11 protein-coding genes are annotated in these 16,171 nt (G+C 69.0%); 8 read left to right on the forward strand and 3 right to left on the reverse strand.

The genetic code is table 11. The features are described from left to right. The first annotated feature begins 85 nt into the window (after positions 1–85). The 4 genes from G1H10_RS13030 to G1H10_RS13045 are packed head-to-tail and all read left to right on the forward strand — an operon-like array spanning position 86 to position 1,705. Positions 86–538, forward strand: a complete 453-nt coding sequence (locus G1H10_RS13030; RefSeq protein WP_163738120.1) for an SRPBCC family protein — start codon at positions 86–88, stop codon at positions 536–538. Continuing rightward, positions 535–873 carry an ArsR/SmtB family transcription factor gene (locus tag G1H10_RS13035; protein WP_163738122.1) on the forward strand — a complete coding sequence of 113 codons (339 nt, stop codon included), beginning with the start codon at positions 535–537 and terminating at the stop codon, positions 871–873. The genes G1H10_RS13030 and G1H10_RS13035 overlap by 4 nt, the downstream gene beginning before the upstream one ends. Beyond that, positions 870–1,262: a VOC family protein gene (locus tag G1H10_RS13040; RefSeq protein ID WP_163738124.1), complete on the forward strand. Its 393-nt coding sequence runs from the start codon at positions 870–872 to the stop codon at positions 1,260–1,262. The genes G1H10_RS13035 and G1H10_RS13040 overlap by 4 nt, the downstream gene beginning before the upstream one ends. A 44-nt stretch (positions 1,263–1,306) precedes the next feature. Further along, complete coding sequence (locus tag G1H10_RS13045) at positions 1,307–1,705, forward strand: VOC family protein (protein ID WP_163738126.1); 399 nt, start codon at positions 1,307–1,309, stop codon at positions 1,703–1,705. 60 nt (positions 1,706–1,765) lie between these two features. Here the strand turns inward: G1H10_RS13045 and G1H10_RS13050 are convergent, their stop codons facing one another. Further along, complete coding sequence (locus G1H10_RS13050) at positions 1,766–2,749, reverse strand: DUF6454 family protein (RefSeq protein WP_163738127.1); 984 nt, start codon at positions 2,747–2,749, stop codon at positions 1,766–1,768. Between the two features lie 166 nt (positions 2,750–2,915). Between G1H10_RS13050 and G1H10_RS13055 the strand changes: the two genes are divergently transcribed. From G1H10_RS13055 to G1H10_RS13065, 3 genes are all read left to right on the forward strand, one after another. After that, entirely contained in the window at positions 2,916–4,493 is a 1,578-nt protein-coding gene (locus tag G1H10_RS13055) for an MFS transporter (RefSeq protein ID WP_163738129.1), read from the forward strand. Between the two features lie 33 nt (positions 4,494–4,526). Beyond that, positions 4,527–5,168 carry an NAD(P)H:quinone oxidoreductase gene (gene wrbA, locus G1H10_RS13060; RefSeq protein WP_216853221.1) on the forward strand — a complete coding sequence of 214 codons (642 nt, stop codon included), beginning with the start codon at positions 4,527–4,529 and terminating at the stop codon, positions 5,166–5,168. A gap of 129 nt (positions 5,169–5,297) precedes the next feature. After that, positions 5,298–6,089: a hypothetical protein gene (locus G1H10_RS13065; protein WP_163738135.1), complete on the forward strand. Its 792-nt coding sequence runs from the start codon at positions 5,298–5,300 to the stop codon at positions 6,087–6,089. A gap of 73 nt (positions 6,090–6,162) precedes the next feature. Here the strand turns inward: G1H10_RS13065 and G1H10_RS13070 are convergent, their stop codons facing one another. Further along, positions 6,163–9,429, reverse strand: coding sequence for an AfsR/SARP family transcriptional regulator (locus tag G1H10_RS13070; protein WP_174264314.1), 3,267 nt, complete (start codon positions 9,427–9,429; stop codon positions 6,163–6,165). 270 nt (positions 9,430–9,699) lie between these two features. Here G1H10_RS13070 and G1H10_RS34520 point away from each other — a divergent pair, with 270 nt between their 5' ends. After that, entirely contained in the window at positions 9,700–15,165 is a 5,466-nt protein-coding gene (locus G1H10_RS34520) for an ATP-binding protein (RefSeq protein ID WP_174264327.1), read from the forward strand. 43 nt (positions 15,166–15,208) lie between these two features. Here the strand turns inward: G1H10_RS34520 and G1H10_RS13080 are convergent, their stop codons facing one another. Beyond that, a complete protein-coding gene (locus G1H10_RS13080; protein ID WP_174264328.1) occupies positions 15,209–16,114 on the reverse strand; it encodes a squalene cyclase in 906 nt (301 codons plus the stop codon). Positions 16,115–16,171 lie beyond the last annotated feature (57 nt).

The raw sequence follows: 16,171 nt of genomic DNA on the forward strand, positions 1-16,171 counted from the left end.
GATCCGCAACCACCGGGTTGCACTTCTCGATACAATGTGCAACTCTGTAGTTGCACATTCCATTCGCTCTTCGTGGAGGACCCGCATGGCCACGGACGTCGACACCATCGAGCGCGAGATCCTCATCGAGGCTCCGCTCTCGCGCGTCTGGAATATCGTGACGCGTGCCGAGCATCTGGGCACGTGGTTCGCCGATGCCGGCGCTGAGATCGACCTGCGCCCCGGCGGGGTTCTCACACTGACCTGGAAGGAATACGGCGCCCACGACGGCCGGGTCGAGACGGTCGAGCCACCCCACACGTTCGCCTTCCGCTGGGCGCTGCGGACCGGCGAACCGATCACCGACGGCAACTCCACGCTGGTGGTGTTCACCCTTTCGGCTGAAGGCGAAAGCACCAGGCTCAAGGTCGTGGAGAGCGGGTTCACCGCGCTCGCCGTCGACGCTGCCGGCCGCGCCAAGCATATCGAGGAGAACACCCAGGGCTGGCGCGCCGAGCTGGACGAACTGCGCGTGTACGCGGAGTCCGCCGGCGCATGAACCAGCCGGACCTCGACGCAGTGCTGGTCGCGCTGGCCGAGCCGACTCGACGAACGCTGCTCGACCTGCTCACCGAGCGCGGTGAGGCAAGCGCCAGTGCGCTCGCCCAGGCAATGCCGGTGACCCGGCAGGCGGTGGTCAAGCATCTCGGCGTGCTTGACGACGCCGGCCTCGTCACCGGTCGACGGATGGGACGCGAGGTTCTCTACCAGGCACGCCCGGAACGGCTCGAAGACGCCGCGCGGCGGATGAGCGCCCTCGCCGCCGTCTGGGAAACCCGACTGTCCGCAATCAAACGCCTTGCCGAGACCCCTGAGGAAGGAACACAACCATGAACCAGCCGACATTCGACGGCGGCGTCAACATCGCCATGAAGATCCCCCGCGTCCATTTCGAATCCACCGTCGCCTTCTACCGCGACGTACTCGGCCTCCCGACCGAGGACGTCAGCGGGTCCGATGTGGCCACCGGGGTGTCACGCAGTTACCGGTGCGCCTTCGGCCCCAGCACGCTCTGGCTGGACGAAGTCGAGACCTACAGTCAGACCGACGTATGGCTGCAGCTCAACACCGACGACATCGACGCTGCCATGGAACACCTGAAGGCGGCGGGCGTTCCAGCACGGGACGAGCTGGAACCGTTGCCGGACCCGTCGAGCGCGCATTGGATCGCCAACCCGGCCGGCGTGGTGCACCTGGTCAACCAGATGGAACCCACGCCCTGACCCAGCGCGGTCCGCGTGTCGCGCGACGGCGCTATGGTTGCGGCATGAAGGATGCAGCATTCATCCGAAAGATAGATTGCGTCCGGATACCCGTTCCCGACCTTGACCAGGGCCTCGATTTCTACTGCTCGCGGCTAGGCCACGAACTTATCTGGCGGACTGCGACACAAGCTGGCCTACGATTTCCAGAGTCGGACGCGGAACTCGTGCTGCAAACGGAGCATCCAGAACACGAGATCGACCTCCTCGTTGAATCAGTGGACCAGGCGCTCGAACATATCGAGGCAGCCGGCGGTTCCTGCGTGTCAGACCCCATAGAGATCCCAGTCGGCCGCGTCGCCGTCGTGCACGATCCGTTCGGCAACCCCTTTGTGCTGATCGAACTCTCCAAGGGTCGATACACCACGGACACGCAAGGCAACGTGACAGGCGTCGAAACATGAGCCTCTGCAGCCGCACGGCCAGGGACCTGCCCGCGGCCGGCCATCGTGCTGCGCTCGAGTTCAGGGAGCGACGTCGGCCGTATAGACAAGCACCTGTGTACCGGCTCCCTCGTCAGCGTCATCGGGGGCGGCATAGAGGGTGAGCCGCGCACCGTCGGCGGTGGGCTCGGCGTCCAGGTCCGTCGGATTGCGGGTGATGACGTGACCGGCCGTCGACCAGAGCTGCAGCGGCACCTCGTGCAGGATCCGGTGCTCGTCGCGGAGGTCGATCATGGCGAAGCCGCCCAGCTCGTAGCTGCCCTCGATGCCGGGCGGCGCCGCCAGTCCGGTCACCCCGGAGCACAGCGTCTTGCGGGACGCGACGTACTCACAATCCTGGTAGTCCAGGAAGTGGTTCTCGTTGAGCCAGAAGTCCTTCTGCTTCCCGGCAAGGCTCCATTCGTAGAACCGTCGCGAACCCCAGGACTGACCCACCAGGCGCCCGGACAGCTGGTCCACAACCACACCACCGATGTGGTCGTCCACGCCGAACAGCCGGGTCACCTGATACGTCTGTAGATCGATGCGATAGATGTCCGAGGAGCTGTCCGGACGGTACTCGGCGACCGGGACGTAGAGCGCGTCACCGTGCACGTCGATTCCGCCAGGGTGGTAGCGATGGCCGTCGGCGATCTCGATGTCCTCCAGCAGGTTGCCCTCGAGGTCGAGCACGAAGACGTGACCGACACCCCGGCCCGGACTGCGGTCGTAGCCGTCGATCGGCTCCGGATAACGCTCCGGCCGCTCGATCACCTCCACCGAGGACAGGTAGATCCGGTCGCCCACCACCTCCATCGCCTGTGGGTGGAACGTCTCGAAGTCCAGGTCGACGGTGTCGACGTGCAGCCACTCGGTGTTGCGGTCCACCTGCTCGAACGCCGAGACGAGCAGCTCGTCCCGGCCTTTCGGACGAGCGTCCCCGGCCGAGTCGGCGGACGTGGCGATCGCCGCCAACCCTGCGATGAGGGACGTGGCTCCGGTGAGGACAGCAAGGCGCGCTCTCATAGCCGGGACTTTAGACGTGGAGGAGAAGCCGGCGCGCGACGCGGGGTTGGCGTCTCCGCGAACCCTTGGCGAATCGCACATGACCGGTGCAGCCGTAAGTTCGCGGTAAGAACGGCGTAAGCCCCGTACGTCATCGTGGCGCTGACGACGAGCGCTAAGGGGTCTTATGTCCGCCATCACGACGACGCCGCCCGGCGTGCGAGCCGGGCCACGCGAGTGGCTGGGCCTGGCCGTCCTGGCGCTCCCCACGATCCTGATCGCCCTGGATCTGACCGTGCTGTACATGGCCCTGCCGCAACTCGGATCCGACCTGGGCGCCAGTAACACGCAGATGTTGTGGATCACCGACATCTACGGCTTCGTCGTGGCCGGACTCCTGGTCACGATGGGGACACTCGGGGATCGGATCGGGCGCCGCCGGCTCCTGCTGATCGGCGCCACCGCGTTCGGAGCCATGTCCGTCCTGGCTGCGTACTCCACCAGCGCGGAGATGCTGACCGTCGCCAGGGCGTTGCTGGGCCTCGCCGGAGCGACGCTGATGCCGTCGACACTCTCGCTGATCGGGACCATGTTCACGGCGCCCAAACAGCGCGGCTTGGCCATCGGCATCTGGGGAATGTCCTTCTCGCTGGGCACCGCGATCGGGCCGGCGATCGGCGGAGCCATGCTGGAGAACTTCTGGTGGGGTTCGGTGTTCCTGCTGGGCGTGCCCGTCATGGTCGTTCTGCTGGCGACCGGCCCCCTCCTGCTACCCGAGTATCGCGCCCCGCACGCCGGACGGCTGGACCTCGTCAGCGTCATGCTGTCACTCGGTGCCATCCTGCCCGTCGTCTACGGCATCAAGGAGATCGCCAAGGATCGAGCCGTCGACGGGATACCGGCCGCCGCCATCGCCGCCGCGATCATCATCGGGTGGCTGTTCGTCCGCCGCCAGAGCCGGCTCGACGACCCCCTGCTGGACCTGCGGATGTTCGCCGACCGCCGATTCTCCGGCGCGGTGGCCGGGCTTTTCCTTGCCGCCATCACCCTGACGGCCGTCATGCTCTTCTTCACCCAGTACCTGCAACTGGTCGAAGGCTTGTCACCGCTACGGGCGGGGTTGTGGTTCCTCCCGATGGCGGTCGCCTTCATCGTCAGCTCGATCGTGGCTCCGCTGCTGGCACGGAGGGTCCGGCCCGCCCGCGTGATCGTCGGCGGCCTGTCGGTCGCCGTCGTCGGGCTGGTGTTGCTCACCCAGCTCGGGGCGGTGTCCGGCCTGGCGATTCTGGTGGCCGGCTGCACCACATTCGCCTTCGGCGTGGTACCGCTGCTGGCGCTCGGGACCGACATGGTGGTGAGCTCCGCGCCGCCGGAGAAGACCGGATCCGCAGCCGCCACGTCCGAGACAGGTAGCGAGCTGGGGATGGCGATGGGCATCGCCACGCTCGGGGCCGCCGGTACCGCCGTCTACAGCAGCGAACTAGCCGGCGCGATGCCGGCTGCGGTGCCGGCAGACGCCTCAGCGACCGCTCGGGACAGCTTCGCCAACGCTTTCGCCGTCGCCGACGAGCTGCCGTCGCCGCTCGGCGATGAACTCGTCGGCGCCGCACGCGAAGCCTTCACCGCCGGCTTCAACGTGGTCGCCGCCGGCAGCGCGGTCCTCCTGATCGGGATCGCCGTACTCGTCGTGGCCGTGTTGCGCCACGTCCGGCCGTTCGGACATGAGAACGAGCCCGCGGGTGACCTCACCCGCACCACACCGTAGATGCCGAACCGACACCGACGGGAGAACTCTCACGTGAGTACCGCAGAAGCACGCATAGCCATCGTCTACTACTCCTCCACCGGCAACGTCCACCGTCTCGCCCAAGCGTTCGCGGACGGCGCCGCCGACGCGGGAGCCGAGGTGCGGTTGCGCCGCGTGGACGAACTCGCCCCGGATGCGGCCATCGATTCCAACCCCGATTGGCGTGCCCATCTGGACGCCACGGCGCACATCAAGCCCGCCAGCCTCGACGACCTTCTCTGGGCCAACGGCTACGCGTTCGGCACGCCGACCCGCTACGGCAACGTCAGCTCCCAGCTTCGGCAGTTCCTGGACACCACCGGCGGGCTCTGGCAAGCCGGCAAGTTGGCGAACAAGCCGGCCACCGGCTTCACCAGCAGCCACTTCGCACATGGCGGGCAGGAGTCGACGCTGCTGTCCCTCTACAACACCTTGTGCCACTGGGGAGCGATCGTTCTGCCGACCGGTTACGTCGACTACGAGGTCGCGGCGGCCGCGGGCGGCAACCCGTACGGGGTCAGCTGCGTCGAGGAGCAAGCCGACGACGATGACTACCTCAAAGCGGTGCTGGAAGCGGCGCGGCACCAGGGCGGACGGCTCGCCGAGACAGCCACGGTGCTCTCGTCACTGACCAACCGGCCGGCGGCCGCATGAACCGCCGGCCCGGCTAGGGCTCGCTCCGGGTGCCAAGGACTGGAGGCACCCGTCCCACTGAGCGTTCCGCCGGGATGCAGCACGCGATCCCGGGGAAGTCCAGTCACCATTGATGAAAGGAACCTTGTTATGCGCAGGACGCTTTCCAAGCGTCGCATGCTCGTGGCCACGGCGGCCGCGGCACTTGCTCTCGGCCTCACGGCGTGTTCCTCCGACGACGACGGCGGGGAGGAAGCCGCGGACACCGAGCCGGTCGCTCAGTCAGACGAGGCCGAGGACGACGCCGGCGAGCTCGGTGGAGACGCCGACGACTCGGCGGGTGAAGAAGAGGAGGAGCCTGCCGAGGACGAGCCCGCCGACGACGAGCCCGACGACGCCGCGGAGGGCGGCGGCGACACCCCTGAGTGGGCGGCCGCCGTCACCACACCCGGCGAGAAGCTCACGACCCTTGAAGGGGCGAACTTCGAGGTGGAGATCTATCAGGTGGGCGTTGCCCCGTCGCCGAAGGACGGCTTGCTGGTCGACCCGGACAGCAATCAGCCCGTCCTGGCGGAGGGAGACGACATCGTGTTCGTCAATTACGTCATCACCAACACCTCAGACGAAACGATCCCCATGAGCTCCAGCCTGGTATCCGTGTCGGCCGAGTATGAAGACTGGCCGTACCTGCAAGGAATGGACAGCATCACGGACAACGATCTGTACGAGGAGATGGACGTCAACAGCGACGGGGTCGGCGCCCGCCGGGACGACGGCGTCTACCCGCTCGGACCGGGACAGTCGATCGCCTACGGGGACAACTTCATGTACCGCACGGACGCCGCGGTGATCTTCGAGGCCACGCTGACTCCGGTCGACGAGACCGGTGACCTGGTCAGTGACGAGCAGCAGGAGGTCACCGCCGAGGTGACGCTCTCCTGACCTCCCGCCGGTCGTGATGGTGCGGCGGAACGGTCCTCAGCCCACCATCACGACCGGAAGGCGAGCCCGACGATCACGCCAACTCGTCGATGCCCAACCGTCCGCCCAGCGCGAATTCGGCAGCGAAGGCGCTCGCGCCCAGGGCCTCTCTCGCTCGCCGAGCGATCCGCTCGACATCGCCGCGGTCAGCCGCCGCCGAGGGTGCGGCCGCGGACTCGCGAGCGGCGGCCGCCGCACCGAGCAGCCGAGCCGCGTCTTGGTACCGCGCGGCCAGGGCGGCCGCGCCGGCGAGCCCTTCCAGCGCCAACGCCACGGCCCTGGTGTCTCCCGTCTTGCGGGCGGTCACCAACCCCTCCGCGTGCAGTTCGCGCGCCGACGCGGCGTCGTCCCGCAGCTCAGCGACGAAACCCAACTCCGCCAGGATCAGGGCGGTACCCGGCAGGTGGCCGGTACGGCGATGCCAGTCAAGCAGGTCGTGCAGCCGTTCTTCGGCGGCATCGAGGTGACCCTGCCGGCGTGCGCCGAGGGCCAAGCCGATGGCGGCGAAGGCAGCGGCGGCGCCGTCCGACTGCTGCTCGGCCAGGTTCAGTGCTTGTTGATGGTATTCCGTCGCTTCGGCGAAGTTCTCGACGAGCAGCGCCGTCCGGCCGAGGCTGGCCAGTTGCATCGACACGGCGGGCCACAGCTCGAGGTCCTCCGCGATCCGCAGCGCGCCTCGATGCAGCTGCGCCGCACGTGTGTGGTCGCCGCCGATCTCGGCCAACACGCCGAGCAGGTGCATCGGTTGGAGCCGCCCCCAGTCGTCACCGACGTCGTCGAACAGTTGGAGCGACTGCTCACTGTCGCGTCTGACCGCGTCGAGATCACCTTCGATCAGCGCGTGCTCGGCGCGAGTGAACAACGCGGCCGCGGTTCCCCAGCGATCACCCAGCGCCCGGAAACCGGTCAAGGCGTCGGACACGAGTTGTTCGCCCACCGCCTTGTCGCCCCAGCCGAGCATGGTGAACGCGCATACCCATTGCGCACGCGCTCGCCCGGCCGGATCGTCGATCTGGTCGTAGAGCCTGAGCGCCGCATCGCGCCGGGCCACTGGATCGTCTTGAAGATCGGTGAAGGCGACGCCGGCCAGCCAGGTGGATGCCTCGGCTCGAGCGGCCCCGACGGCCCCCTCGCTGGACGGAATCTCCAAAGCCAGCGTCAGACATCGACGGGCTTCCTGATGTCGCCCGCGGAGAAACCAATACCACGCCAGGGAGTTCACCAGGCGCAGCGCCATGTCCGCCGCGTTCACGTGCGCCGCCGTGTCCAGGGCCGCACGCAGGTTGGCGGCCTCGCTGTCCAGGCAGCGCAACGCCTGTCGCTGACCGGATCCGCGCAGCGCGCGTCCGGCACGCTCGGCCAGATCCGCGTAGTACGCGGCATGCCGACGGTGCAGCACCGCTGCCTCGCCGGCCTCCTCCAGCCGCTGCCGCGCGTACTCCGCCACCGACTCCAGCAGTCGATAACGTCGAGTGTCGGTCTCCTGCGAGACGGTCACCAGGGACCGGTCGACCAACCGCCCCAGCCCATCGACGACGTCCACTCCAGCGATGGCGTCGTCGGCGCAGACCTGTTCGGCCGCTTCCAGGGTGCATCCACCGACGTGGACGGCCATCCGGCGCAGCACCGTCTGGTCCACCGCCGACAGCCGCTGCCAGCTCCAATCGATCATGGCCTGCAGCGTCCGCTGCCGCTGCGGCGCCGTTCGATGCCCGGGACCGAGCAGCCGGAATCGGTCGTCGAGACGAGCGGCGAGATCGCGCACGTCCAGCGCACGCACCCGGGCGGCGGCCAGTTCGAGCGCGAGCGGAATGCCGTCGAGCCGGGTGCAGATCTCCATGACAGCCTTCGCGTTGTCCGCGGTCAGGGCGAAACCCGGCGCCGCGGCGGCAGCGCGCAGGAGAAACAGGCGTACCGCGGCGGCCTGCGACAACTCGTCCAAGGATGAATCCGGCTCCGGCAGCTCGAGCGGCGATACCGGAACGATCACCTCGGCGGGCAACCTCACCGGCTCCTGACTCGTGACCAGCAACGAGACGCCGGGCGCCGTACCCAGCACCCGCTCGATGAGATGGGCCACCGGCTCGATGACGTGCTCACAGTTGTCCAGCACGAGCAGTGACCGGCGGGAACGCAGCGCCGCCACCAGTCGGTCGGTCACACCGAGGTGCGATTCGCCGGCCGGGACACCCAGCGCGGAGTCCTCCCGGACACCGAGCGTCGCGGCCACGACGGTGGCGATCGAACCGACGTCGTCGACGTCGTCGGGCCGGGAGAGGTGCGGTGTCTCCCCGGCCAGTTCCACGATCCAGCTGCCGTCCGGGTACAGATCCGCGGCAGCCCTCGCGACCTCGACGGCGAGGCGGGTCTTGCCCACTCCGCCCGGTCCGGTGAGGGTCACCAGCCGGCCTGCTTCCAGGGCCTTCCTCACCTCGGCGATCGCCGCCGCCCGGCCCACCAGTCCTCCGTCGGGCTCTGTCGAGATGGCGACCGGCAGGTTCGTCGTGGGCGGGGCGGCCATCGCCGCAGCCGTCGCCGAGACCGTTCCAGACCCCAACGCCGGATCCCGCTGCAGGATCGCTCGGTGAAGCTCGACCAGTTCGGTGCCGGGATCCAGGCCGAGTTCGTCCCGCAGCCGCCGGCGGTACCGCTCGTATGCGTCCAGCGCCTCACTCTGCCGGCCGGAACCGTACAGGGCGCGCAGCTGCGCGGCGCGTAACCGCTCACGCAACGGGTGCTGTTCGACCATGTCGCCCAGCTCCCCCACGAGCAGGGTGTGTTCGCCCAGTTCGAGTCGTGCTTCGGCGAGGTCCTCGAACGCCACCAGCCGCTGCTCGTCCAGCCGGACGGTCCATCCCCGGGCGAACTCCATCTCCCCGGCCTCTCCGAGAGCGGGACCCCTCCACAACGCGAGCGCCTGGGTCAGCAGGGAAACCTTGCTGTGCGCGTCCCGCAGAGTCCGCGCTTGCTCGACGAGTGAACTGAACCGTCCCGCGTCGACCTCTTCCGGCGGGACCTTGAGCCGGTATCCCAAGGGCCCGAATTCCACCCGGGTACGGGCACCTGGCTCCACCTCATCGAGCGCGCGCCGCAGCTGTGACACCTTGGCATGCAGCGCCCCGGCCGGATTGCCTGGATAGTCCTCCGCCCACAGATCGTTGATCAGCCGGTCCGCCGACACCGGCCGCCCCTCGTGGACGAGCAAATCGGCGAGCAGCGCCCGGACTTTGAGCCCGGGGATGGTCACGGGGATTCCATCCGGCGACCACACCGCCAAGGGCCCGAGCACCCCGAACCTCATGTGCCCACCATATCCGGGCGCGAACGGCGCCGACGCACTTCTCTGCCACGGCCCGCGCGAAGCCCGGCAGGTCGCGCCGATCCAGCCGCTGTTTGGGGGGTTCCCACGAAAATCCCGCTTCAGGGCGTCATGCGATGGACGATCACCCTACTGGCCGGTAACCGAGATGCTGGAGATGTGGCAACGTAGCCACGGTCGTCTGTCGTCCACCAGGTGAGGCTCGTTTCGGTGTTCAGTCGTGTCGCGATCGTCAACCGGGGAGAGGCCGCGATGCGGCTCATCCATGCCGTCGGTGAACTCAATGCGGAGGGCGGGCCGCACATCGAGACGGTCGCCCTGTACACCGACGCCGACGCCAGGTCGACGTTCGTGCGCGAGGCAGACCTCGGCTATGATCTCGGCCCGGCCGCGGCGCGTCCGTATCTCGACCTCGCCGTGCTGGAGCGCGCCCTGGTCGAGACCGGGGCGGACGCCGCCTGGGTCGGCTGGGGATTCGTCGCCGAGGACCCGGCGTTCGCCGAGCTGTGCCAGAAGCTCGGCGTGACGTTCATCGGACCGGGTCCGGACGCCATGCGCAGGCTGGGCGACAAGATCGGCGCCAAACTCCTGGCCGAGGAGGTCGGCGTGCCGGTCGCGCCGTGGAGCCGCGGCCCGGTGGAAGACCTCGATGCTGCGCTGCGCGCCGCCGAGAACATCGGGTACCCGCTGATGCTCAAGGCCACCGCCGGTGGAGGCGGCCGAGGTATCCGCGTCGTCACCGGCCCGGAGGAACTGGCCGACGCCTACGAGCGCACCAGCCTGGAGGCCGAGCGCGCGTTCGGCAGTGGTGTGGTGTTCCTGGAACGTCTGGTCACCGGTGCCCGGCACGTGGAGGTCCAGGTGGTCGCCGACGGCCAGGGCACCGCTTGGGCGCTGGGCGTGCGGGACTGCTCGGTCCAGCGTCGCAATCAGAAGATCATCGAGGAGTCGTCCTCCCCGGTGCTGGCGCCGGAACAGGCGGACGAGCTGAAGGCGGCCGCCGAGCGGCTCGCGCTCGCCGTCGACTACCGCGGGGCCGGGACCGTGGAGTTCCTGTACCACCCGAAGGACCAGCAGTTCGCCTTCCTGGAGGTGAACACCCGGCTGCAGGTGGAGCATCCGATCACCGAGGCCACCACCGGTATGGATCTGGTCAAGGCCCAGTTGCACGTCGCCACCGGCGGCAGATTGACCGGCCCGAGGCCCGGTGAACTGGGTCACGCCGTAGAGGCACGGCTCAACGCGGAGGATCCGGACCGCGATTTCGCGCCGGCCCCCGGCCGCATCGCGCTGCTGAACCTGCCCGCCGGTCCGGGCATCCGGGTCGACACCGGAGTCAGCGAGGGCGACGTGATCCCCGCCGACTTCGACTCGATGATCGCCAAGATCATCGCCTACGGACGTACCCGCGACGAGGCGCTGTCCCGGCTGCGCCGCGCGATGCGGGAGACGACCGTCGTCATCGAGGGCGGCACCACCAACAAGAGTTTCATCCTCGACCTGCTCGACGAGCCCGAGGTGATCAGCGGGGTCGCGGACACCAGCTGGATCGACCGGGTGCGAGCCGAAGGCCGCCTCGTGTCGCAACAGCACTCCGGGGTCGCCCTCGCGGCCGCCGCGATCGACGCGTATGAGGATCAGAAACATGTCGAGCTGCAGCGGCTGCTGTCCACCGCACACGGCGGACGCCCACAGGTGCAGCACGAGAGCGGCCGTCCGATCGATCTGAAGTTGCGTGGCGAGGGTTACCGGCTCACCGTCGCCGAGACCAGTCCGGGACGGTACCGGGTCGGCTTCGGCAGCGGCGACGACGCGCGCACCGTGGACGCGGTATTGGAGCGGTTCGACCAGCACACCGGTCAGATCCAGCTCAACGGACACCGGTTCCCGCTGGTCACTGGGACGCACGGCCCGATCCATCTGGTCGAGGTCGACGGCGTCACGCACCGGATCAGCCGCGACGAGGGAGGCGTGGTGCGTTCCCCGGCGCCCGCGCTCGTCGTCGCCACCCCGCTCGCGGTCGGAGACCAGGTGGAGGCCGGTGCGCCGATCCTGGTGCTGGAGAGCATGAAGATGGAGACGGTGCTGAGGGCACCGTTCCGCGCGCTGCTGCGCGAAAGCATGGTCTCCGTCGGCAGCCAGGTCGGGACCGGCGCGCCGCTGTTGCGCCTGGAACCACAGGACGACGACGCGCAGGCCACCACGTCCGCCGGTACTGCCACCGTGGATCTGGCACTGCCGGCCGAGCCGGACGGGTTGACGGCCGAGCACCGGGTCCGGCGTGGCCTGGCCGACCTGCGCAGCATCCTGCTCGGCTTCGATGTCGATCCGCACGACGAGGACGGGTCCGGTGCGCTCGCGGGCTACCTCACCGCCCGCTCCGGGTTACCGGAGCGCCCGCTGGCGGAGGAGATCGGCCTGCTGGAGGTCTTCGCCGACCTGTCCGAGCTCAGCCGCAACAAACCGGTTGACCAGGAGAACGACGTCAGCAAGTCCGACACGCATGTGCGCAGCCCGCGCGAGTACTTCCACACCTATCTGCAGAGCCTCGACGCCGAGCGCGCCGGACTGTCCGAGACGTTCCGCAGCCGCCTCGTCCGCGTGCTGGGCCACTACGGCGTCGACGGGCTGGACCGCACGCCCGCACTGGAAGAAGCCGTGTTCCGGATCTTCCTCGCCCAGCAGCGGGCCGGCGCCGAGGCCACCGTGATCAGTGAGCTGCTCCAGCAGTGGCTCACCGAAGAACCTCCCCCGGGCGAGTTGCGGCAGACCGTCGCCGAATCGCTGGAGCGGCTGATCGTCGCCACCCAGTTGCGGTTCCCGGTGATCGGCGACCTCGCCCGCAGCCTCGAGTTCCGCTGGTTCGCGCAGCCGCTACTGCGCCGGACCCGGGCCGAGGTGTACAACCGGGTCCGTCGCCAGCTGCAGTATCTCGACCAGCATCCGGACGCACCCGACCGCGACGAGCGGATCGCCGACATGGTCGCCAGCCCGGAGCCGCTGATCCGGTTGCTAGGGCCGCGGATCGGGCGGCCGGACGCGGACGCGGGGCCCCTCCTCGAGGTCATCAGCCGCCGCTACTACCGCGATCACGGGCTCACCGACGTACGCTGCGAGCCGCTCGGAGGACGCGCGTTCGTCACCGCGCGCTTCGAACTCGACAGCCGCCCGCAGCGTCTGCTGGCCACGGTCGCGGACGTGACCGAGCTGGACGACGCGCTGGTCACGCTGACCGACGCGATCACCGCGGAGCCGGACCGGCCGGACCTCGTCGCCGACGTCTACCTCACCTGGCCGGATCAGCCCACGGACGCCGATGTCATGGCGGCCGAGCTGCGTGCGAAGCTCACCGCGGCCGCGATCCCGGCCGATCTCGGCCGCATGACGGTGATCGTCGCCGGAAGCAGCGGCGCCGTGCTGCACCATCACTTCACGTTCCGGCCGTCGCCGGACGGGTTGACCGAGGACCGGCTGATCCGCGGCCTGCATCCGCTCATCGGGCAACGGCTGCAGTTGCACCGGCTGCGGCATTTCGACCTGACCCGGCTGCCCTCCGCCGACGAGGACGTCTACCTGCTGCGCTGCGTCGCGAAGCAGAACCCGTCGGACGAACGATTCGTCGCGATGGCACAGGTCAGGGATCTGACCCCGCTGCGCGACGCGGAGGGCGGCATGCTGGCGCTGCCGGGGGTCGAAGGCGCGCTCGCCGCGTGCTTCGACGCGATCCGTAAGGAGCAGGCGCAACGTCCGGCGAAGAAGCGACCGGACACCAACCGGATCTTCCTGTACGTGTGGCCGCCGAGCGACCTGTCCCCCGATGACCTCCGCACGGTCGCCCAGCGCATCGTGCCCACGACCGGCGGCGCCGGGGTCGACGAGGTGTTCCTCCTCGGCCGGCAGCGGGACGCGTCGACCGGGCAACTGCACTCCGTCGCGGTACGCGTCTATTACGACGTGGGCGCCGGGGTGCGCCTCGAGGTCACCGCGCCGCCGTCGGAGCCGATCCAGCCGCTGGACGACTACGGCCAGAAGGTGCTGCGGGCTCGGCGCCGGGGCACGGTCTACCCCTACGAGCTGACCGACATGATCGCCGGACCGGGCGGATCCTTCGCCGAGCACGACCTCGACGCCTCCGGCGCTCTGGTCCCCGTCGACCGGCCGAAGGGGCTGAACAGGGCTGGGATCGTCGCCGGCGTGGCCACGACGCCCACCGAGCGGTACCCCGAGGGCATGATCCGGGTGGTGCTGATCGGTGACCCGACGAAGGCGCTCGGCGCGTTGTCCGAGCCGGAGTGTGCCCGCGTGATCGCGGCGCTCGACCTCGCGGAGCAGCGGCGGGTTCCGGTCGAGTGGTACGCGCTGTCCGCGGGTGCGCGCATCGCGATGGACTCCGGCACCGAGAACATGGACTGGATCGCCGCCGCGCTGCGCCGCATCGTGCACTTCACGCAGGACGGCGGCGAGATCAACGTCGTCGTGGCCGGGATCAACGTCGGCGCCCAGCCGTACTGGAACGCCGAGGCGACGATGCTCATGCACACCAAGGGCATCCTGGTGATGACGCCGGACTCGGCGATGGTGCTGACCGGCAAGCAGTCGCTGGACTTCTCCGGCGGCGTGTCCGCGGAGGACAACTTCGGCATCGGTGGTTACGACCGGGTGATGGGCCCGAACGGCCAGGCCCAGTACTGGGCGCCGGATCTGCGGGCGGCCCACGGCGTGCTGCTGTCGCACTACGACCACAGCTACGTGTTCCCGGGCGAGCACGGGCCCCGCACGGCGGTCACCACCGACCCGATCGACCGGGACATCTCCGATTACCCGCACGCGGTGGAGGGCAGCGATTTCACCACCGTCGGCGAGATCTTCTCCGAGCGGATGAACCCGGAGCGCAAGAAGCCCTTCGACATCCGCACGGTGATGCGTGCGCTGGCCGACCAGGACCATCCGGTCCTCGAGCGCTGGGCCGGCATGGCCGACGCGGAGACGGCCGTGGTGCAGGACGTGCATCTGGGCGGGCGGCCGGTCTGCCTGCTGGGCATCGAATCCCTGTCGGTGCCGCGGCGCGGTTTCCCGCCCACGGACGGTCCGGATACCTACACCGCCGGCACGTTGTTCCCGCGCTCGTCGAAGAAGGCGGCCCGCGCCATCAACGCGGCGAGCGGAAACCGGCCGTTGGTGGTGCTGGCCAACCTGTCCGGGTTCGACGGGTCGCCCGAGTCGATGCGGAAGCTGCAGCTGGAGTACGGCGCCGAGATCGGCCGCGCCATCGTGAACTTCCGCGGCCCCATCGTGTTCTGCGTCATCTCGCGGTACCACGGTGGCGCGTTCGTGGTGTTCTCCAAGGCGCTCAACCCGAACATGACCGTGCTCGCGGTCGAGGGGTCATACGCATCGGTGCTGGGCGGCGCGCCGGCGGCAGCGGTGGTGTTCGCCGGCGAGGTGAACGCGCGGACCGCGAGCGATCCGCGGGTCGTGGAGCTTCAGGGTCGCATCGCCGAGGCCGAGGGTGCCGAGCGCGCCGCGCTCGTCGCCCAGCTGGGGGACCTGCGGACGTCGGTACGGTCGGAGAAGCTGGGCGAGGTCGCGGCCGAGTTCGACAGTGTGCATTCCATTCAGCGGGCGCAGCGGGTGGGTTCGGTGGACGCGATCATCCGGCCCGAAGAGCTGCGGCCGCAAATCATCGCGACCCTCTCCCGCCATGATCATGAACACTAACCGTGCTATGTGAACGGTAAGTGTTCATGATCATGGGGTGTGGTCATGGGGTTTGGTCGCACCACTTGAGGACGCGCATCGCACGCAGGGTCACCCAGCGGGACGGTCTGCCCGGTCCGTCGTCCACGTCGAACCAGACACGACCGGGCAGGCTCCAGTCGAGTGGCCACGTGCCGTCCGGCCGGCGCCGGGAACGTACGCGATCGACTGCTTCGCCGAGCCGCCGATCGGGCGCGGCTCCGGTCAGCGCGGCCGCGGAGCGGAAGTAGTCCAGCGCACGGAGGATGTCGTAACGCCATCGGTTCGGGTGCAGGAACGTCAGGAACCGTTCGTCGGCCGGCTCACCGGTGGTCAGGCGCCGGAACAGGTGCCGCTGCAGGAGGTATTCCTCGCCGGATGCCCGCGCGTCCCGGGACTCGGGGGTTCCGCCGGTGGCTCTCTCATACTCCAGGAGACCTTCCAGCACGTTGATCGTGCTGGCGAAGGACGAGCGGCTGGAGCCGTTGGCCCGCTCACAATTCCAGCCGCCGTCGTCGAGACGCTCGCCCACCAGCCGGTCGACGACGGATGAGACGTCGACCCCGAAATAGGCACCGTCAGCTACGGTCCGGCCGTTGATGCACTCCTCGACCTCACCCTCCCAGTAGGGCTGGCCGGCATGATCCCAGCGGGCGTTGGCACCGATCAGCTCGACGGTTCGCCTGGCCCGGTCGGTGACGGGATCGAGGCCGAACTCCCGCAGCTGCGACAATGCGAAGGTCGTCGCCGTCCACGGCTGGCCGACCTGCTGCCACTCCCGGTAGTCGAACCCACGCGGGACGAAGGCACCGCCCGCCCACTGCCCGTCCTCGTCCTGATGTGCCAGAAGCCTGGCGCCCCACCCTTCCGTCTCCACCTTGGCCCGCTCAGCCTTCCACTCCGCCTCCGGCGCGCCGAGCAGATCGCGCATCACCTGCCAGCGGATGGATGGATCCGAGTCGAGAAGCCAGTCGATCACAGCCTCAGC

Source organism: Phytoactinopolyspora halotolerans (assembly GCF_010550675.1).
Taxonomy (GTDB): domain Bacteria; phylum Actinomycetota; class Actinomycetes; order Jiangellales; family Jiangellaceae; genus Phytoactinopolyspora; species Phytoactinopolyspora halotolerans.